General features: G+C 56.0%; 17 protein-coding genes. 16 read left to right on the forward strand and 1 reads right to left on the reverse strand.

Going from position 1 to position 18,910, the window contains the following annotated elements; translation table 11 throughout:
* Nucleotides 1–118: 118 nt before the first annotated feature.
* The 10 genes from M0P74_02245 to M0P74_02290 all read left to right on the forward strand — a co-directional run bounded on the left by M0P74_02245 (nt 119) and on the right by M0P74_02290 (nt 13,664).
* Nucleotides 119–463, forward strand: coding sequence for a DUF3467 domain-containing protein (locus M0P74_02245; GenBank protein MCK9362413.1), 345 nt, complete (start codon nt 119–121; stop codon nt 461–463).
* Nucleotides 464–479: 16 nt separating this feature from the next.
* Nucleotides 480–2,318, forward strand: coding sequence for an HlyD family efflux transporter periplasmic adaptor subunit (locus M0P74_02250; protein MCK9362414.1), 1,839 nt, complete (start codon nt 480–482; stop codon nt 2,316–2,318).
* Between the two features lie 9 nt (nt 2,319–2,327).
* The gene (locus M0P74_02255) at nt 2,328–4,475 is read left to right on the forward strand and encodes an efflux RND transporter periplasmic adaptor subunit (protein MCK9362415.1); all 2,148 of its coding nucleotides are present in this window, start codon (nt 2,328–2,330) and stop codon (nt 4,473–4,475) included.
* A 40-nt stretch (nt 4,476–4,515) separates the two neighbouring features.
* Nucleotides 4,516–6,561, forward strand: coding sequence for a preprotein translocase subunit SecA (locus M0P74_02260; GenBank protein ID MCK9362416.1), 2,046 nt, complete (start codon nt 4,516–4,518; stop codon nt 6,559–6,561).
* 3 nt (nt 6,562–6,564) lie between these two features.
* Nucleotides 6,565–7,302 (forward strand): efflux RND transporter periplasmic adaptor subunit, encoded by a 738-nt coding sequence (locus M0P74_02265; GenBank protein MCK9362417.1) that lies wholly within the window; start codon nt 6,565–6,567, stop codon nt 7,300–7,302.
* 418 nt (nt 7,303–7,720) lie between these two features.
* Nucleotides 7,721–8,206: a DJ-1/PfpI family protein gene (locus M0P74_02270; GenBank protein ID MCK9362418.1), complete on the forward strand. Its 486-nt coding sequence runs from the start codon at nt 7,721–7,723 to the stop codon at nt 8,204–8,206.
* Between the two features lie 194 nt (nt 8,207–8,400).
* On the forward strand, nt 8,401–9,042 hold the full coding sequence (locus tag M0P74_02275) for a tetratricopeptide repeat protein (GenBank protein ID MCK9362419.1): 642 nt from the start codon (nt 8,401–8,403) through the stop codon (nt 9,040–9,042).
* Nucleotides 9,043–9,087: 45 nt separating this feature from the next.
* Complete coding sequence (locus M0P74_02280) at nt 9,088–9,951, forward strand: outer membrane beta-barrel protein (protein MCK9362420.1); 864 nt, start codon at nt 9,088–9,090, stop codon at nt 9,949–9,951.
* 33 nt (nt 9,952–9,984) lie between these two features.
* Nucleotides 9,985–11,703: a FecR family protein gene (locus M0P74_02285; protein MCK9362421.1), complete on the forward strand. Its 1,719-nt coding sequence runs from the start codon at nt 9,985–9,987 to the stop codon at nt 11,701–11,703.
* A 617-nt stretch (nt 11,704–12,320) separates the two neighbouring features.
* Nucleotides 12,321–13,664 carry a sigma 54-interacting transcriptional regulator gene (locus tag M0P74_02290; GenBank protein ID MCK9362422.1) on the forward strand — a complete coding sequence of 448 codons (1,344 nt, stop codon included), beginning with the start codon at nt 12,321–12,323 and terminating at the stop codon, nt 13,662–13,664.
* Between the two features lie 62 nt (nt 13,665–13,726).
* On the opposite strand, the gene M0P74_02295 is transcribed toward M0P74_02290, so the two are convergent.
* Nucleotides 13,727–13,942 (reverse strand): hypothetical protein, encoded by a 216-nt coding sequence (locus M0P74_02295; protein ID MCK9362423.1) that lies wholly within the window; start codon nt 13,940–13,942, stop codon nt 13,727–13,729.
* 289 nt (nt 13,943–14,231) lie between these two features.
* Between M0P74_02295 and M0P74_02300 the strand changes: the two genes are divergently transcribed.
* The 6 genes from M0P74_02300 (at nt 14,232) to M0P74_02325 (ending at nt 18,863) form a co-directional block, all read left to right on the forward strand.
* Nucleotides 14,232–14,633, forward strand: coding sequence for a hypothetical protein (locus tag M0P74_02300; GenBank protein MCK9362424.1), 402 nt, complete (start codon nt 14,232–14,234; stop codon nt 14,631–14,633).
* Between the two features lie 77 nt (nt 14,634–14,710).
* Nucleotides 14,711–15,079 (forward strand): NifB/NifX family molybdenum-iron cluster-binding protein, encoded by a 369-nt coding sequence (locus tag M0P74_02305; GenBank protein ID MCK9362425.1) that lies wholly within the window; start codon nt 14,711–14,713, stop codon nt 15,077–15,079.
* Between the two features lie 525 nt (nt 15,080–15,604).
* A complete protein-coding gene (locus M0P74_02310) occupies nt 15,605–15,955 on the forward strand; it encodes a DUF5320 domain-containing protein (GenBank protein MCK9362426.1) in 351 nt (116 codons plus the stop codon).
* A gap of 85 nt (nt 15,956–16,040) precedes the next feature.
* Nucleotides 16,041–16,931, forward strand: a complete 891-nt coding sequence (locus tag M0P74_02315) for an ATP-binding protein (GenBank protein MCK9362427.1) — start codon at nt 16,041–16,043, stop codon at nt 16,929–16,931.
* On the forward strand, nt 16,928–17,812 hold the full coding sequence (locus tag M0P74_02320) for an ATP-binding protein (GenBank protein MCK9362428.1): 885 nt from the start codon (nt 16,928–16,930) through the stop codon (nt 17,810–17,812). Before M0P74_02315 ends, M0P74_02320 begins: the two co-directional genes overlap by 4 nt.
* 85 nt (nt 17,813–17,897) lie before the next feature.
* A complete protein-coding gene (locus tag M0P74_02325; protein MCK9362429.1) occupies nt 17,898–18,863 on the forward strand; it encodes a radical SAM protein in 966 nt (321 codons plus the stop codon).
* The last annotated feature ends 47 nt before the right edge of the window (nt 18,864–18,910 follow it).

Below are 18,910 nucleotides of genomic sequence, written 5' to 3' on the forward strand. Positions count from 1 at the left end.
GTGTCTGTCCATTCATAATTAGTTTGACATACCGTATTTCGATAGTATAGAAGCAGGCATAACTGCCAGAATGTCAAGACATAAACCGCATTCGAACATAATCTACAGGGGAGAAATTATGAATCAAAAAAAAGATACCGATATCGAAAGCAAGGACATAACTGCCGGAACAGCAGAAGAGCAGGAGAACGTGAAAGCGATGATCCAGTGGGATGCTTCCCGGATGGAGTCGACATATGCCAACGTATGCAATGTCTCCTGCACAAGGGAAGAATTCACTCTTCTATTCGGAATCAACAAAACGTGGGATGCCGGTCAGCGCAAACTCACGGTTGACATGACGGATCGCATCATCCTCAACCCCTTCGCCGCAAAGCGTCTTTCCATTCTCCTTGGCAGCGTTGTCCGCCAATACGAAGGCCGTTTCGGTGAAATTCATCTGGAGGTTGCCGAAGAGAAGTGATTGTACGCGTCATTGGATGGCAAAGGTGATCATAACCAAGGCATGGGAGGATTTGCAAACTGCGGCAAATCGTGAAGAATTCATCGCCGCCTGGTTGTCAGTTCAGTGTTCCATGATTCCCTGCTGTCTGCAAGGCGTGCTTGTCCTCCAGGACAAAACGACCGGGGCATATATCCCGGTTGCTTCCTGGCCGGAAAAGGGACCTTTCGAGCGGTTGACGGGCATCCTCAACCGGACGCTTGCCGAAAAGGGGGGAATGCTCGTCCAACTGCCCCCGCCCGAAGGATATTCGGAGGGAGACGAACAGCAGTGGTATGCCTTAGCCTATCCGATTATCGTTGACGAGTCGCTCTGCGGGACCGTCGCGATAGAAGTGGCGGCATCATCGGAAGATTTCCTCGGGCGTGCCATGGAAGGGCTTCAGTGGGGCTCGGTATGGCTGGAGAACATGTTCCGTCGGGCACAGGGTGTTGAAGACCAAAATACGCTGAAGCGCCTGAAAGCGGCTGTGGATATTCTGGCCGTCGTACTTTCAGAGGAGAGCTTTCAAGGCGCAGCCACAGCTTTTGTCACTGAGGCGGCCACAAGGCTTTCCTGCGACCGGGTCAGCTTCGGACTTGTCAAGAATAATTCTGTCCAGGTCAAGGCTATTTCCCATACCGCAATCATCGGGAAGAAAATGAATCTCATCCGGTCGATCGGCGCCGTGATGGAAGAGGCCATCATGCAGCGAACGGAGGTTGTGTATCCTCCGACTTCCGCCGTGGAACCAACGGTCGTCCGCGATCATGAGCGCATGGTGCAGATACATGGCGACAGATCGATACTGACCCTTCCCCTGTATGGTCGGGGAAGGTATTATGCGGCCCTGACGCTGGAAAGACAGATTGACCGACCGTTCACGAACGAGGATTTGTCGTACATCAGAAGTGTAGCGGCACTGACCGGCCCGTCCCTGGAGGATAAGTATCTGAACGACCGCCCGATCGTGTTGGGCATTTTCGGCGCGCTGAAGCGGCAAGCCGTAAGGATCTTCGGTCCTGGATATACGGGGAGAAAGATCGCGGTTCTGTCAGCGGCGTTACTGATCGCTTTCTTTTCCCTGGCGAAGGGCAACTATCAGCTTACCGCGGATGCCGTCCTGGAGGGATCGATTACCCGGTCCATAGTAGTTCCTATGGATGGCTATATCAGGAAAAGCTTTGTTAAAGCGGGGAGTGCCATCCCCCGAAATGGAACGATGTGCAGCATGGATGAACGGGACCTTCATCTGGAGAGACAAACCTGGTTGAGCAGAAAGACGCAGTATGAGCGGCAATATCAGGCAGCGGTTGCAAAGCATGACCGCGCTGAGGCCAGTATTATCAGTGCCCAAATCGATCAAGCGCAGGCGCAGATCGGCATGGTTGAACACAAGCTGGGTAAGACCGCGATCAGGGCGCCATTTGCGGGGATTGTCATTAAAGGCGACCTCAGCCAGCGCATTGGCGGCGCAGTGACGAAGGGAGAGGAGATTTTTCAGATCGCGCCGCTCGATTCCTATCGGTTGATATTGAAGGTCGATGAACAACGTATCGCAGACGTGTCCGCGGGGCAAAAGGGCGTCCTCGTTCTTTCCTCTTTTTCCGAAAAACCCTTTGGATTCAAGGTGAGGAAGATTACGCCGATCACCACAGCCGAAGAAGGACGCAATTATTTTCGCGTGGAAGCAAATCTGGACGAGGCGTCAACGCGACTGCGTCCGGGGATGGAGGGCGTGGGAAAAATCAGCGTGGACCGGAGATTGCTCTTTTCCATCTGGACAAGGGGCCTGATCGACTGGTTCCGCCTCCGCCTCTGGTCCTGGCTGCCATAGGGGATATTCATGCCGGAAAAGACCCTTTACAGCAATTCCTGGTATCGCGTGGCGTCTCTCAAGCCGTTTGTCCGAAATCATGCGGAAATACACCGCCAGGATTACCGGGGAAAGGTGTGGTATGTTCTCGAGGACCACGCCAGCGGACGTTTTCACAGATTCACGGAAGAAACATATTTCATCATCGGTCTCATGAACGGGAAGTGGACACTGCAGCAGATATGGGAAGCCGCTTGCCGTAACCTGGGTGAGGATATGCCGACCCAGGACGAGCTGATTGCGCTTGTCTCCCAGCTTCACCAGGCGGACGTTTTACAGACCGATATCTCTCCCGATATCGGGAATCTCCATCGCAGGCAGCAAAAAGACCGGCAGACCCGCTTCTGGAATGCCGTTCGCTCGCCGCTGGCCATGCGTCTCCCCCTGCTGGATCCGGACCGGTTTCTGGAAAAGACGATGAGAATCACCCGCCCGTTCTTCACCCTGCCGGCGGGAGTTCTCTGGCTTGCAATCGTTGTTTCGGCCGTCTTCCTGGCCATAACCCATTGGCAGGACCTCACGGCGAATCTGGCGGACCGCGTCCTCCTGCTGGAAAATCTCTTTACCTTCTGGCTGATTTATCCCGTGGTGAAAACTTTTCACGAATTCGGCCATGCTTATGCGGTCAAACGATGGGGGGGAGAGGTGCACGAAATGGGCGTGATGTTCATCGTTTTCATGCCCATTCCGTACGTAGATGCCTCGGCGGCGACGGCCTTCCCCGACAAATGGCAAAGGATGATTGTCGGCGGATCGGGCATCGCCGTTGAGCTGCTCATCGCATCCCTGTCAATGTTCTTGTGGTTGAACCTGGAACCCGGCGCCGCAAGGGCCGTTGCCTACAACACAATGATCGTTACCGGCGTATCGACCCTTTTTTTCAATGGAAATCCCCTGCTGAAATTCGACGGCTATTACGTTCTTTGCGATCTCCTCGAAATTCCCAATTTGGGAATGCGCGCCAATCGATATCTCGGGTACCTTGCGCAGCGCTACCTGATCCGGAACGAAGAGGCGGAGTATCCGATCTCCGACAAAGGAGAAGCTGGCTGGCTATTTGTCTATGGGGTAAGTTCCTTTTGCTATCGACTCTACATCACCCTGCGGATCGCGCTTTTTGTTGCGGGACGATTCTTTTTGATCGGCATTTTGATTGCCTTGTGGGCCATTGCGGGACTCCTGCTCGGACCGCTGGCAAGGGCGGGCCGTCTGATCATGGCCAATCGCGCGCTTTACAAACTGCGTGGTCGCATTCTGGCAATTTTCCTCATCACTGTGGGGGGATTGCTGTTGTTTGCGACAGCCATATCCTTCCCGTCCTTCACAACGGCGGAAGGCATCCTGTGGCCCGGGGACCAGTCACAGTTGCGCAGTGGCGCCGAGGGGTTTATCAGGGAAATCGTTGCCGTTCCGGGAAATCAGGTGAAACCGGGGCAAATCCTGATTCGGTGTGAAAATTCTGATCTTGTTTTCCAGGTCAGGCTGCTGGAAGCGGAACGTATGGAATTAGAAGCTCGATATCGAAGCGCTTTCGTCCGGGATCGCAACGAAGAAAGGATATTGAAAGAAGAAATCGCCCACATCCAGGAGAAGATTGCCGAGGCGAGAGAAGAACTGGCGGCCCTTGACGTCCGCAGTCCCGCGGCGGGGATTTTGTTTCTGCCGCAGGCGGGAGATATGCCCGGCCGTTTCGTGAAGCGGGGGGATGCTCTGGGATATGTGATCGATTACAGCAAGATAAATGTCAGGGTGGTGATTCCCCAGGCCGATGTGGATCGGGTAAGGAGCAATGTCCGTTCGGTCAAATTACGGCTTGCCGAGGCCCCGTCCGTCGAAATTGCGTCAGAGCTTATCCGCGAAGTACCGGCTGCATCGAGCAATCTTCCCAGTTTCGCCCTCTCGCTTCAGGGCGGCGGCGCCATTGCGCTCGATCCCGAGGCGGGTAATGTGCCAAAATCGTTCGAAAATTATTTTCATTTTGACCTCCGGATGCCGGTGCGGACCGCGTTGCGGATCGGAGAACGGGTTTACGTAAGATTCGAGCATGACCCGGAATCGCTGATGCGCAGAGGGTACCGAGCGATAAGGCATCTTTTCCTGAGGACCTTCGATATCTGATGCATATTCCAAGGTGCTGTTTTGCAGACCGGCGTTTCCAGTGCCCTTCGAAAAGGAACGGGCGAATGAAAAGAGTCTGGCTATGATCCGCGGCATATCAGCCTGGCCGCCCGCTGATTATTTCGTACGTCCCGAGCGAAAGGAACACAGAAGAACGATGCTCGACCGTATGGCCAGGAAACTGTCGGGCTGTGTCATACGTCCCGTCAGGGTTCACCTTAGCGGTCGGAATGACATAGTGGCAGAAGTCCAACAGTGCGAGGGCGGTTTATTGGAAAAAACGGATGCGGAACTCAAGAAAATGGCTGCGTTCCTGAAACAGAGACTCCATTCGCAGGGATTCAGAAAACCTCTGGTGGCGCAAACGTTTGCACTCGTCCGGGAGGTTGCCGGAAGAACGGTGGGGATGAGACATTTTGATTGCCAGTTGATCGGCGGGGCCGCCCTGTTGAACGGATTCCTCGTGGAAATGGATACAGGCGAAGGGAAGACGCTCGTAGCGACATTGCCCGCGGCAACAGTGGCCTTGGCAGGTCTGCCTGTCCATGTGATCACAGTCAATGACTACCTCACGGCAAGAGATGCTGAATGGATGGGCGAAATCTACCGTTTCCTCGGACTTTCTTTGGGCTGCGTCACTCATGAAAAGACGCCGGTCCAACGCCGTCAGGCCTACCGCTGCGACATTGCTTACTGTACCAACAAGGAATTGGTCTTTGATTATCTGCGGGACAAGCTCGCCCTCGGTGAATGCGCGGATCCGCTCCGCCTGTATGGGGAGCACCTGTACAATACGAAGGGGAAAAACCAGCAGCTCCTTCTTCGGGGGCTTCATTATGCCATTGTTGACGAGGCGGATAGTGTGCTGGTCGATGAGGCCCGGACGCCGCTCATCCTGTCGAAAAGAGAGTCTTCCGAGCAAGAGCGGGACGTAGCGAGACAGGCGCTCTTTGCAGCGGCCTCGCTCGTGGCGGGATACGACTATCGTGTCGAGTATGAAGTTGAGCAAGGGGTAAAAAAGATCGTTGTCACGGATACGGGCCGGGAAACAATCAGCGCAATCACGGAGTCGCTGGGACCGCTGTGGAAGGGCGCCGTGCGGAGAGAGGAACTCGTGCAAAAGGCGCTTGCGGCCACCCTGCTGTTCCACCGCGACGAACATTATCTGGTGCGTGACGGCAAGGTGCAGATCATCGACGAGTTTACCGGGCGGGTCATGCCGGATCGCTCCTGGGAGGGGGGGCTTCATCAGTTGCTCGAAGCGAAAGAGGGATGCGAAATCACCGGACAGCAGGAAACGGCGGCGCGCATCAGCTATCAACGCTTCTTCATGAAATATCTCAAGCTTTGCGGAATGACCGCGACGGCCCGGGAGGTGAGGAAAGAGTTGTGGGCTATCTATGCGTTGCCCTTTATGAAAATACCGACAAACAAGCCGACTCAACGCCGTTGCTGCCCGGATCGCCTGTTCGACACGGTGGATGACAAATGGGAGGCGGTTGTGCAGAGGATCCGGGAACTCCACGAGGAAGGCCGACCCGTGCTTGTCGGAACGCGAACCGTGGCGGCGTCAGAGCAGCTGGGCGCCCTTCTTGCGGCATCGACGCTTCCCTTTCAGATGCTTAATGCCAAGCAGGACGCGGAAGAGGCGCTTATCGTCGCAAGGGCGGGCGAAGCAGGGCTGATCACCATTGCCACAAACATGGCCGGAAGGGGTACGGACATCAAGCTTGCCCCGGGCGTCGCTGAACGGGGGGGGCTGCACGTCCTGATGACGGAACGGCATGAAGCGCGGCGGATCGACCGGCAGCTTGCAGGACGATCCGGAAGACAGGGCGATCCGGGCAGCCATGAGGCTTTTTTGTCTCTTCACGACCCGCTGCTGGAAAACGCGTCGGGCTATTGGGAACTGGTGGAAAGGTTGTTCAAAAGATTCGGGTATGATATGAGGAAAATGGTGGGGCGGCACATGATGATCCAGGCTCAAAAAAAGGTGGAGAAAGCGCATGCGGGAGCAAGGAAAAGGCTCCTGCAATTTGATGAGGAACTGGGGGATGCGTTGTCTTTCTCAGGGAGGAGCGACTAAAAAATGCGACCTGCGGTCAGAATTCCCTATCTCCTGGTAATTTGCCTGCTGGCTCTGTTCTGTCTCGGCGCCGGGCCGGTCGGCTATCACCTGAAAGGTCTTCTCGAACCGAGCGATATTGTGGAGTTGAGCAGTCAGATTCCAGGTATTATCGAGGCGGTTTTGGTGGATCGAGGTGATCGAGTGAAGAAGGGCCAAGTCCTTGTCAGGCTGCAATCAAAGGTGGAGCAGGCCACGGTAGAGCTGGCCGCTGCCCGTCTTGCATTCGGCAAGCGTAAAGTCCAGCGGAATGAGGAACTTTTTCAGAAAAAGCTGATCTCCGTTCATGAAAAAGATGAGATGGAGACGGAGGTCAAGATCGCAGAGCTTCAGCTCGGGGAAGCAATGGAGAAACTCCGGCTGCGCACCATCATCTGTCCGATTGACGGCGTGGTGATGAAGCGACAGCTTTCTCCCGGTGAATATGTAGGCGAAGGTTCAATCATGATGATTGCCCGCGTGAATCCAATCAACGTGGAGGTCTATGCCCCCGCTTCGCTGTTCACGAAAATCCGCAAGGGAATGCAGGCGGAAATAAGGCCCGAGTCGCCTGTAAACGGTGTCTATCTGGGTAAAGTAGCAGTCGTTGACGAGGTCATCGACGCTGCGAGTGGCACGTTTGGGATTCGAATAGAGTTGCCTAATCCGGATAATCTGGTCAACGCGGGGCTGAATTGCAGCGTCCGCTTTCTTCTGCAGTAAAGCATACGGAAAAACAGCATGGTTTTAAACCTTTTCAATATCTGAAGTATTTCCCACAGAATTGCTCCTTTGTGGTCCAGAAAAAAAGCGCCGCTACTATTCCAAATCGAATTGAGCGTCATCAAAAAACAGTTGTTCCAGCTCTCTGCTCCCGGTCAGAGTTGTTACTGATCGCTGTTTTAATTATGGCGAATCGGGGAGAGATCTCCAATTGCAAACACACGCTGACACTATCTACGGCGACCCCGAAAGCGGAGCTTAATGTTCATAATACACATGGGATGAATACATGCAATCATAACGCATTTTGAAAAAAAGGCGTACCGGAGAGGTCTGTCTGAAAGCGGAGCTTAATGTTCATAATTGTGCTCAAAAATGCCATCTTGCCGGGTGACTCGACAAAAAGGTAAGCTGATTTATGAAGATCATGGACGATTTCGAATGGCGTGTCTGCGCAACCGCCGGTCACGTCGTCGACGATCGAGGGCTTCGGAGCGAAGCGGATGCCTTTGCCGAGCCTCTCGATTCCTACGACATGCTTTTCGTGCCCGGAGGGTTCGGCACAAGGAGCCTCCAGCATGACGGGAATTTTGTCGATTGGCTGAAAACGGCCGGCGCCGCGCGGCTCAAGGTATCGGTATGCACCGGCGCTCTCCTGCTCGGCGCCGCAGGCTTTCTTCGAGACAAGCGCGCGACGACGCACCCGAGCGCGCTCAAGGAACTGGAACCCTACTGCCGGGAGGTGGTCCGCGAGCGGGTGGTCGATGAAGGGGACATCATTACCGCGGGCGGCGTCTCGTCCGCCATCGACGCAGGTCTGCACGTCGTTGAGAAATTGGCCGGTCCGGATGCGCGCGTCCGGATTGCCGCCCAGATGGATTACCCCTATCGCTGGAACGCGTAGCTCACTCGCGATCAAAAACGGACGCCCTCAAGCGTCGCTTTGCTCGCGCCGTTCAACGCGGACTTTGTCCATATGAAACAAGACGCAGGTCAGACCAAAATATCCCTTGACTCGCAATAACAGTCTCCCTATACTCAGCCCCGCGGAAACAATGTCTTATCCAATCTTTAATGCCGGCTTCCAAAGGACGAGGGATGAAAAGAGCGCTGCTCTCATCTGTCATGATTGTCTTTGCGGTCCTGTGCTTTTTTGCCGGACTGCCCATGCCCGCCTCGGGACAGGATTCGCAAGCCCTGCGGGAAGGTATCGAGCAATACAACCAGGAGAATTATGAAGAGGCGATCCTGCCCCTGACCAGAGCCAGGACGGAAGCCCCGTTATCGGCAGAAGCGGCCTTCTACCTCGGCATGGCCTTCCGCCAGATCAACGACCTCCCGAACGCCTACCGGCAGTTCGAGGACTCGGTCAACCTGAAGCCGCTTTCCGACAATGCCATCCTCGAATTCATCGAGGTGTCCACCCTCGTTGGCCGGCTCGACGTTGCGAAGAAGTGGATCGCCGTCGCGGAAGAGCACAAGGTCTACCCCGCGCGGGTGGCCTTCCTCAAGGGGGTGACCCTGGCCAGGGAGGAGAAGTACGACGCGGCCATCGCCGCCTTCGAAAATGCCAAGCGGATCGAACCGGCCTATGCCCAGCCGGCCGACCTCCAGATCGGCGTCTGCTATCTGAACCAGCGCAAATACGTGCTGGCCCGGGATCGCTTCCAGGCGGCAGTCACGAAGGATCCGCTGTCCGACATGGCTTCCTACGCCAGACGGTATCAGGAGGCCGCATAGCAGCAACGCTACCGCGAGCGGCCGCTCAGGCTCACGATCGGCGTTATGGGCCAATACGACTCCAACTACCGGACGCTTGCCGAGCCTTACGGCCCGGCTCCGGCCGCATTTGCCGATTACCTGGCAAACCAGGACAGGCGAGGTTTCGCGATGCAGAATATGGCCCGCCTCGACTATGTCCCCCTCCTTCCCGCACCCTTCATCTTCACCGCGGGATACGCCGCCATGAACACGCTGCACCAGAGATACGGCACCGACAACGACACCTTCGCCAATTCCTTCACCGTGGCGCCGGGCATCAGCAATGAAAATTTCGCGGTCAACCTGGTGGCCAACTACACGCATAACCTGAAGCGCGATCCCGGCTACAACCGTTATTCCGAAAGCGCCAGCGTGGGCCCCCTTTTCCGCTACCTCCTGAGCAGGAACCACATCCTGGAGGTCAGCGGCGCCTTTACCCGAAAGAACTTCTTCAGGGTGGTCAGCAATCCCGAATATGAGGACCAGAGCTCCCGCGGCATGGAGAGCTCCCTGAACTGGGTCTGGCTCTTCAGGGAGAATGCGATCTTCAACCTGAAGTTCGGGTACACCTTTGACAGCGCCGAAGGCAGCCATTACGACAACCGGGGGTACCGGGGGTCGGCAAACCTGATCTATCCCCTCCTGGACGTCCTCAGGCTCCAGCTCGGCGGCGAGTTCTATCTCCAGGACTACCGAAACGAAAACGTTTTCTTCGACAACATCACACGGAAAGACAGGACCTATACGGGAACGGTCGGGCTGACCTGGTCCGTATTGAGACACGTGGACGTGATCGCCCAGTACCTCTACACGAGGGTCAATTCCAATATCTACATCTACGATTACCAACGGGATGTCTGTTCGCTGGGGATGGAACTCAAATTCTAAGGGGACGGAGAATTTTATCTTTGGGGGTCGCTTATGAATAAAATCAGGAAGATGGCGGGGATCCTGGTAAGCCTGCTGATGCTGGCGCTGCCCCTTACGGCCTTCGGCGCCCCGGTGGGGAAGATCACCCACGTCGAGGGCAGGGTGGACATCACTTCCGGCGACAAAGCCCGTCCGGCAAACCCCGGAGACCCGGTGGACATCGGCGACATCCTGCGCGCCAAGAGCAAAGCCAGGGCCGAGGTTACCTTCCTGGACGGGAACATCATCCGTCTCGCCGAGAACACACGGATCCGGATCACGGATTATCAGGCGGGAGAGGGCAAGACCAGCACCCTGGAACTCTTCCGGGGAAAGGTCCAGAACATCGTCTCGGCGCTGGCCAAAAACGCCCGCTATGAAGTCCACACCCCCACGGCCGTCTGCGGGGTCCGCGGGACCGACTTCTTCGCCTTTTTCCTGAACGGGGTGAGCGGCTTCATCCCGAAGGAGGGGACTCTCTACGGCTACAGCCGCAGCATGCCCCAGGAGGTGAGAAGCGTCACCGTGGGACAGGCCATCCTGGTTCCGGCGGCGAACCGGCCGGCAGTGATCCAGCCCGCGAAATCCGGCGAGGTGGAAAGACACCTGCAGGATACGGCCCCGACGGGAAGGGAAAAAAGAGGCGCCCGATCCGGGCAAAAAGTGGGCGCCGCGGCGGAAGCAATGAATAAGATCACCCCGCTGGCGGACATGGCCGGCATTCCCGTCTCCTTGACATCCGCTGCGGGCGACCTCTTGACCGGGGAGGCGGACATCGGCAAGCTTCAGGGCTACATAGGCAACCTGAATAATACCGCCGCCGGGACGTTCACAACCGATGGGATGCTCACCAGGACATCGATCCTCTCGCTGGTGGACCTGGCATCCCAAACCCTGGCTTATCCGGGCCAGGGGTTTTCCAGCCGCGAATACTCGCTCCCGGGGGGCGGGTCGGCCGGCGAGTACCTGAATTACACCCGGTCGGCGCCGGTGAACGGCGTCTCCACGATCACCGCCGCGGGGGCGCAAGCCATGTGGGGGGAAGCGAGTCTTGCCGGACCCCAGTCCTACACGGTGGTCGCCGGCGGGGTCGTGAACGGCCTGTTCGACCCGGCGACGACCCCCTTGACCTGGGCCGACTTCCCCCAGGGCCAGGGAAGCTTCCTGGAAACCAACATCTTCCTGAGCCAGCAGACGTTCATGACCGACAACGACAGGGAAAACCTCGAACAGACCAACAGGATTCCCGCCTTCGATGTGGGTATGGCGAACCTGAGCGGCAGCAACGGAGCCCTCACCGTGAACATGAGCAACATCAAATTTTTCCGTTTCCAGGCCGAGGCCGATCCCCGGATCTGGGCAACGAACAGCGTTACCGGCAGCTACACCGCCAACCCGGCCGTCGGGGCTCAGGTCAAGCTCAACAGCTCCAACGGCCTGGCCGGGCTGACGCACACCTTTGAGGTGAAACAGTGGGACACGGGAAACAGGATCTGGGGCGCCTCCATCTACAGGGGCGCCGGCGACACGGGCGGGGCACTCTCACGGAGCGTTGCCGATACGGCAAGAGCGGCGACGGGTAATCTGCCGGCAGGGGCCTCCCCGGCGATTTCGATTACCGAACTCCGCGGCGGGGCGGCGGGGGCCATCTTTCCAAGCCCATATCCGTTTTCGCCGGGGATGGGATCTTTCACCGGGACCGCTGCGGGAACGGTTAAAACGGTTAAATAGAAGGAAAAGAGATCCTGTAAAATTATGTTCAAGGTGTTGACGATGTTTGATACGATCCGAAAAAGGAAGTTCTTACCCGGCCAGCGCTCCATAGACCGGATCGTTCATTTTAGGCTGTCTAAGAACGTTTTCAAAGGGGCCCCGAGGCACTGGATGCAATTCTTAGGGGTAGTGCCAATATCTGGTTTACCGAGATGCGAAACCTGGAGGTCACCGTTCTGATCGGTGCCCAGATCAGTCACTATTTCAAGCAACTCAAGATAGTCCCCTCCCAGGAGATACGGGAGGAGATGCCTGATGGGTCGCTCATTGTATACTTTCGGATGGGACGTTGCGAAGCCATCGCGAATATTCTCAAACCCTGGACTCCCCTGCAAATACCGCTTTGTGTTTTGAAGCTTTTATGATAGCAGACCGGGAAGTTGCTTCATCTGGGCAAGAAACCTGCAAATACCGCTTTGTGTTTAGAAGCTTTTACGGGACAGAGGTGCAACAAGATGGCAATAGAAAGGTGGAACATTTCTCAATTATATCCGCGATTTGCCGCGACCAAATCTAACCATCGCGCATCTGCCCCCTTGTCCTGCGCAGCTTTCGAACTTTAGTTCGGTATATGTATGGAAAAAGACATCATTCTGGATTCGATTGCCGACGGGGTCTTTACCGTCGACGATAATTGGCGCATCACCTCTTTCAACCGTGCGGCAGAGCAGATTACCGGCGTTTGCCGCACAGATGCGATCGGCCAGTGCTGCAAGGACGTGCTCAAAGCGGATGTCTGCGAAAAAGGCTGCATCCTCCGCAAAACCATTCAATCGGGAAAATCCATCGTCAACCGGACCGTCCATATTGTGGATGCCGCTGGACGCCGAGTTCCGATAAGCATTTCCACTGCCCTGCTCAAGGATGAAATGGGTCGGATCATCGGGGCCGTGGAGACGTTCCGGGATATCAGCATCGAGGAGAAACTCCGGAATGTGATCGCCGAACGGTATTCTTTCGAAGACATCATCTCGAAGAACCACCGGATGCATCAGTTGTTCGACATCCTGCCCGATGTGGCCGACAGCGTCAGCACGGTCCTTCTGGAAGGGGAAAGCGGCACCGGCAAGGAGCTGTTTGCCCGGGCCATCCATCATTTGAGTCCGCGAAAGAAACAGCCGTTCATCGCGGTGAACTGCGGCGCCCTTCCGGATGCGCTGCTGGAATCCGAGCTTTTCGGTTACAAGGCCGGGGCCTTTACGGATGCCAAAAAGGACAAACCGGGACGCTTCCGGCTGGCCGAACGGGGAACCCTCTTCCTGGATGAAATCGGGGATATTTCACCGGCCCTTCAGGTCCGACTGCTCCGGGTGCTCCAGGAAAAGACCTACGAACCGCTGGGTTCGGTGGAGACTGTCCCGTCCAATGTCCGGATCATCGCCGCGACCAACAGGCGTCTGCAGGAACTCGTCAAGGAGGGGAAATTCCGCGAAGATCTCTATTACCGGATTCATGTCATCCGGATGGAACTACCGCCGCTGCGGAACCGGATGGAGGACATCCCGTTGCTGGCGGATCATTTCATCCACCATTTCAATGTGCTGCAGAAAAAGGAGATCACCGGATTGTCCGGCGAGGCCCTGGCCTGTCTCGTTTCCTATGACTACCCGGGCAATGTCCGGGAACTTCAGAACGTTATCGAGCACGCCTTTATCCTCTGCAAATCGGGGTTGATCGAGCCGCATCACCTGCCGGAAAACCTTTGCCTGTCCCGCGACATGGAGTCCTCCAGCAGAAACGAGGTCATGAATATGAAAGACCTGGAAGCGGTTTTCATCACGAACATGCTGCGTCGGCATCAATGGAACCGCCTCAAAACAGCGAAGGCCCTCGGCATTCACAAGAGCACCCTCTTCCGCAAGATCAAGGCATTGCGCATTCAAATCCCTGTTGAGCCGGAGAAAGGGGGCCTTCCGTAATCTCAACCATATCAGCGGCTCCTGTCTTTTGCAGAGGTTTTCTTGTTATGTGGGTTGAGTAATTACACCTCCACCACGGTCCCCACGTTGCAGAAGAAGAAACGATCCCCGAACTCAGAAGCCAGACGGAATGCCGTTTTTAGCCCCGTGCAATGGGAAACCCCGAGACGTTCGATATCAAACGCCTTGAGGGCATCGATGCTTTTGTCCCGCTGCTCATTGCTGACCGGGCCGAGATGCGTACCGCCGATCACGGCATAGATGTGGCGCTGCCCCATTTTTTCCAAGATGTAACTCAGGGTGTTGATTATGCCGGAATGAATCGGTCTTGAACGCCACGAGAGGGAACGTTATGCGTTGATCCCTCATTGTCGGGCCGATCTCACAGGGGAGTCGCACAATTGCATCCTTTCAACCGCCACAGCTATTGTCATTTGCGACCAAGCCGCCGGTCATTTCTTCTTCTCGACGCAGACAAGATATTAATATTATTATTTATATGTTTTTCCCAGCCGGTTGGCAGTCTTTTGGCACTATTCTTGATTGATGATCAGCAAAGGCGGCACCATGAAAGTTGCGATGACAGTCTGGGAAAATACGGTTTCAACGGTTTGCGATTTCTCCAACCGTCTATTGGTTTTCGATGTGATGGGGGGGGAGGTTAAAAATAGATCGTTGATTCCCTTTGAAACCAAAATATTGCTGGAGAGGTTGAATCAACTCGGAGAGCTTGGGGTCGAGGTGCTGCTGTGCGGCGCCATTTCCCGGCCGTTGGAAAGGATGATCCTTGCATCCGGTGTGAAGGTGATCCCCTGCCTGCGCGGGTCGATCGAAGAGGTCATCGGGGCTTATCTGGACGGCGGTCTCTCCGATGCCCGCTTCATTCTACCCGGCTTTGGCCCGGGGGCGAGCTGTGTGCGAGGGAGGAAACGGCGTCGCGGCGGCATTGCCGATTGCCTGACAAGGTGAAGGACGCCAATGGGGAAGGACGAGGGTAATTCAACCCTTTCTTGAAACAACAAACCAGAGGAAAAGGACGGTAAAAGATGAAGGTAGCGATTACAGCCAGTGGAGAGAATCTCAACAGTCCGGTCGACCGCGTCTTTGGCAGAGCGAGATATTTTGTGATCGCGGATCCGGAGGAGACGAATGTCGAAGTGTTCGAAAACAGCCAGAACGTAAACGCGGCTCAGGGGGCTGGTATTCAAGCGGCTCAGCAGATAGCCGATAAATGCGTTGATGTTGTCCTGACCGGTAATGTGGGACCGAATGCGTTCAGGGCTTTGGATGCGGTTTCCATCAAGATTTACGAGTTCGGAAGCGGCGTTCTGACGGTTCATGATGCATTAGCCGCTTGGAAAGAGGGGCGCTTGCAGGAAGTGAAGGCGCCTACTGCCAAGGGGCATGGTTTTTAAATTAAGGGAGTTGAATCCCTGAAATGGTCACCCACAAGCGGATTCAGAATATTACTGTTTGTGGGGACGGGATAGGGAGGTGATCGAATGCCAAGAGGAGACGGAACAGGGCCCAGAGGAACGGGAGCGGGCGGTAAAATGGGGCAAGGTCAGGGAGGCCGAAAACCCGGCCGTATGGGCGGACCCCGTGCGGCAGGACCTGCAGGCGACTGCCTATGCCCGCAGTGCGGACACAAGGAACCGCATAAACGCGGAATTCCCTGCATGGATCGGAAATGTCCCAAGTGCGGGGCTGCGATGGGCAGGGAATAGAGGAATAATCTTGTAGAAAGAGGCAATTGCAAAACCATTTGTCATTCCCGAATGTTTTTATCGGGAAAGCGAAGCTTAATGTTCATAATATGGTTTTTCAAGCAGTTAGAACCAGATTATGAACATTAAACTTCGTTTTCCCGCTCAGAATCGTTGCGGGAATGACAAGATGGGGAGTCTTGCAATTACCTCGAAAGCAAGGAGGTAAAGATTATGCCAGGTGGAGATAGAACAGGTCCTGTGGGTAGGGGACCCCTGACGGGACGGGGTGCTGGTTTCTGCAACGGTTACGGAGTTTCGGGATATGCGAATCCCGGTTACAATGCGAGCGGTGCTTTTTTCGGGGGGCGCGGGCGGCGCAACCGCTTCTTCGCGACCGGCGTGCCGGGATGGCAGTCTTTTGCCGGAAATCCGCTTCCCGGCGGGATGTCCTTTTCCGCGCAACCGGAGACACCGCAGAATGAGTTGGATGTCTTAAAGGAACGGGCCCAATATCTGGAAAACGGGCTGAAAGAACTTCAGGCGCGCATGGAAGCTTTGACGTCGAGAAACAAAACCGAATAACCGTTTGGAGCGTCGGCAAAGGGCTATGTGCAACCCCCTTTCCTCCCCTTGCCGGCGCTTCTTTTTTCAGTAAAAGGAGTATGTATTGAAGATCGCCATTGCCAGCGGAAAAGGTGGGACGGGGAAAACGACGATTGCCGTCAATCTTGCCCTGACCATCGCATCTTTGGGTCAACCGGTCACCCTGCTCGATTGCGATGTCGAGGAGCCGAACTGCGGACTTTTTCTCAAGCCGGAAATCACCGGATCTCGCCCGGTGTCAATTCCCCAGCCAAAAGTGCTGGAGGAGCGGTGCAACGGTTGCGGCGTCTGCGCCGATGTTTGTGAATATCATGCGCTGAGCGTAATGGGGGGGCAAGTCCTTGTCTTTAGCGAACTCTGTCACGGCTGTGGCGCCTGTTCTCTGTTATGTCCGGAAAAGGCGATTGTCGAGGAGGAGCATCAAATCGGGTCGGTTGAAGAGGGCAGCAGCCACGGCATCCGTTTTGTTCAAGGACAGTTGAGTGTGGGCGAGGTGATGACCCCCGCCGTCATCCGCCAGGTGCGGGTGCAGGGTGAAACCACGGGCGTCTGCATCATCGATTCGCCGCCGGGAACGTCCTGTCCCGTTGTGGAGTCGGTCCGGGGGGCGGACTTTGTCCTACTGGTGACTGAGCCGACGCCCTTCGGCCTCCATGATCTGACGCTGGCGGTCGAAATGGTGCGGGCGCTTGCGAGACCCTTCGCCGTGGCCTTGAACCGCTGCGACGCTGGAGACGAAGGGGTCAGTTCCTATTGTGAACGTGAGAGGATTGAGATCCTGTTGTCCATTCCCGACGACCGGCGGATTGCGGAGAGCTATGCCCGGGGGGATATTGACCTTTCGAAACTGCCTGGGTACCGGGAGGTGCTCGATCGGTGTTACCGGCGCATCGGAACCCTGGTGAACGAAGGGCAGAACAGGATTGATCAGGGGAAGAGGGGGCGTATCGCATGAAAGAGGTTGTTGTGATCAGCGGCAAGGGCGGCACGGGAAAGACCACTCTGGTCGCGGCATTTGCCGCACTGGCCGAGCGGAAGATCCTGGTGGACTGCGACGTGGATGCAGCGGATCTGCATCTGGTGCTCAATCCGCGGATCGAGCGCCGGGAGGATTTCTCCGGGGGGAAAAAGGCCGCTATCCTGGAGGATCTGTGCACCGGATGCGGCAAATGTCAGGAGCTGTGCCGCTTCGATGCGGTGTCGTCCGTTGCCGGTCCCGATGGGCAAAACCGGTTTACGGTGGACCCGATTTCCTGCGAGGGTTGCGGACTTTGTGCGCGTCTCTGTCCGGCGGAGGCGATCCGTTTTGAACCGGTCGTCAGCGGGCAGTGGTTCGTATCGACGACGTCTTACGGGCCCATGGTCCATGCCCGACTCGGCATCGCCCAGGCCAACAGCGGGAAAATGGTCAGTCTGCTCCGCCGCGAGGCGCGAAGCATCGCGGAAAAAGATGGATTCAACCTGCTGATTGCCGACGGTTCGCCCGGCATTGGTTGTCCTGTAATCGCCTCCATCACCGGGGCAGATCTCGTGGTTGCGGTAACGGAACCGACCTGTTCCGGTCTTCACGATGTTCAGCGCGTCGTGGACCTGACCAGTCACTTCCGGATTCCCCTGATGCTCTGCATCAACAAATGGGACATTAACCCGGAAGTGGCCGACCGGATCGAGCGGGAAACCGCGCAGCGGGACGTCCGAATGGCCGGAAGAATTCGCTATGATCCGGCGGTTACGCGGTCACAGATCATGAAAACCACGATCGTGGAGTACACCGGTGGCGCCATTTCCGTCGACATCCGGACCGTTTGGAGAAATGTGGTCTATGCCCTCGGCTGATTTTATTCGGTCGTTAAACATAATGCCGTAAATAGATGCGGAATCAATATTGATGGCCGCGGGAAAAGGAGCGGCGGGAGAAAAGATGAAATCATATACGGATCATTCCGCCGTGCGTATGACTGAATATGTTTATGGACCGGTACCGTCTAAACGGCTGGGACGCTCTCTCGGCGTCGATCTGGCGCCCTTTAAGCGATGCACCTATGACTGCATCTATTGCCAATTGGGCAGGACCACCGACAAAACGGCTGAACTGAAAACCTACGCTACGTCAGAAGCGATTTGCTCCGAATTGGAGCGGAAGCTCTCTTTCGGGCCGCCGCCCGATTACATCAGCCTGGCAGGCTCCGGGGAACCGACGCTGAATGCCGGCATCGGTGAGTTGATTGACAAGATCAAGGGCATGACAAACATTCCCGTAGCCGTTCTTACCAATGGCTCCCTTTTGTGGCGGGATGAGGTCCGGACCGCTCTCATGGCCGCGGATCTCGTTCTTCCCTCTCTGGATGCGGGCGATGAAGAGATGTTCCAATACGTCAATCGTCCCCACAAGGGCATTTCCTTTGAAAGGATGATCACCGGCCTCATCGATTTTGTTCGCGTTTACCGGGGGGCTGTGTGGCTGGAGGTCTTCCTGCTCGCGGGCGTGACGGCAATCCCTGCGGAAATCAAGAAAATGGACGCGCTCCTCTGCAAAATCCGCCCGAAGCGGGTCCAATTGAATACCGTGACCCGTCCACCTGCCGAGGAATTTGCCTATGCCGTTTCCGAAGATCAAATGAAAGACTTAAAAAAGCTGTTTTCAGAAACGGTCGAGATTATCAGCCAAGGAGCTCCTGCCGAATCCCCCGATTTTCAGACCGGACAGTCGACGGCCGACATTCTTGCCTTGCTGAGAAGACGGCCGTGCACCCTTGAGGGCATTTCCGCCGGCCTCGCCATGCAGCCTGGAGAAGCATTGAAGCATTTGGACGCGCTCTTCCGGAAAGGTTTGGTGACCGTCGTTCCCAGGCATGACGGCATATTCTACAAGACGAATGGGAAATAATTTTCGCCTCATGACCCACCATCGTCCTTCTGTAGCAGCGGAAGGGT

It is taken from the genome of Syntrophales bacterium (genome assembly GCA_023229765.1).
In the GTDB taxonomy this organism is placed as follows: Bacteria; Desulfobacterota; Syntrophia; order Syntrophales; family UBA5619; genus DYTH01.

Bases quoted from the DNA above. Each gene is read 5' to 3' on its own strand.
- M0P74_02295 (MCK9362423.1), bottom strand. From the start codon at position 13,942: ATGGGGCAGCGCCACATCTATGCCGTGATCGGCGGTACGCATCTCGGC.
- M0P74_02320 (MCK9362428.1), top strand. From the start codon at position 16,928: ATGAAAGAGGTTGTTGTGATCAGCGGCAAGGGCGGCACGGGAAAGACC.
- M0P74_02305 (MCK9362425.1), top strand. From the start codon at position 14,711: ATGAAGGTAGCGATTACAGCCAGTGGAGAGAATCTCAACAGTCCGGTC.
- M0P74_02275 (MCK9362419.1), top strand. From the start codon at position 8,401: ATGAAAAGAGCGCTGCTCTCATCTGTCATGATTGTCTTTGCGGTCCTG.
- M0P74_02325 (MCK9362429.1), top strand. From the start codon at position 17,898: ATGAAATCATATACGGATCATTCCGCCGTGCGTATGACTGAATATGTT.
- M0P74_02255 (MCK9362415.1), top strand. From the start codon at position 2,328: ATGCCGGAAAAGACCCTTTACAGCAATTCCTGGTATCGCGTGGCGTCT.
- M0P74_02280 (MCK9362420.1), top strand. From the start codon at position 9,088: ATGGGCCAATACGACTCCAACTACCGGACGCTTGCCGAGCCTTACGGC.
- M0P74_02285 (MCK9362421.1), top strand. From the start codon at position 9,985: ATGAATAAAATCAGGAAGATGGCGGGGATCCTGGTAAGCCTGCTGATG.
- M0P74_02245 (MCK9362413.1), top strand. From the start codon at position 119: ATGAATCAAAAAAAAGATACCGATATCGAAAGCAAGGACATAACTGCC.
- M0P74_02300 (MCK9362424.1), top strand. From the start codon at position 14,232: ATGAAAGTTGCGATGACAGTCTGGGAAAATACGGTTTCAACGGTTTGC.
- M0P74_02265 (MCK9362417.1), top strand. From the start codon at position 6,565: ATGCGACCTGCGGTCAGAATTCCCTATCTCCTGGTAATTTGCCTGCTG.
- M0P74_02290 (MCK9362422.1), top strand. From the start codon at position 12,321: ATGGAAAAAGACATCATTCTGGATTCGATTGCCGACGGGGTCTTTACC.
- M0P74_02270 (MCK9362418.1), top strand. From the start codon at position 7,721: ATGAAGATCATGGACGATTTCGAATGGCGTGTCTGCGCAACCGCCGGT.
- M0P74_02250 (MCK9362414.1), top strand. From the start codon at position 480: ATGGCAAAGGTGATCATAACCAAGGCATGGGAGGATTTGCAAACTGCG.
- M0P74_02310 (MCK9362426.1), top strand. From the start codon at position 15,605: ATGCCAGGTGGAGATAGAACAGGTCCTGTGGGTAGGGGACCCCTGACG.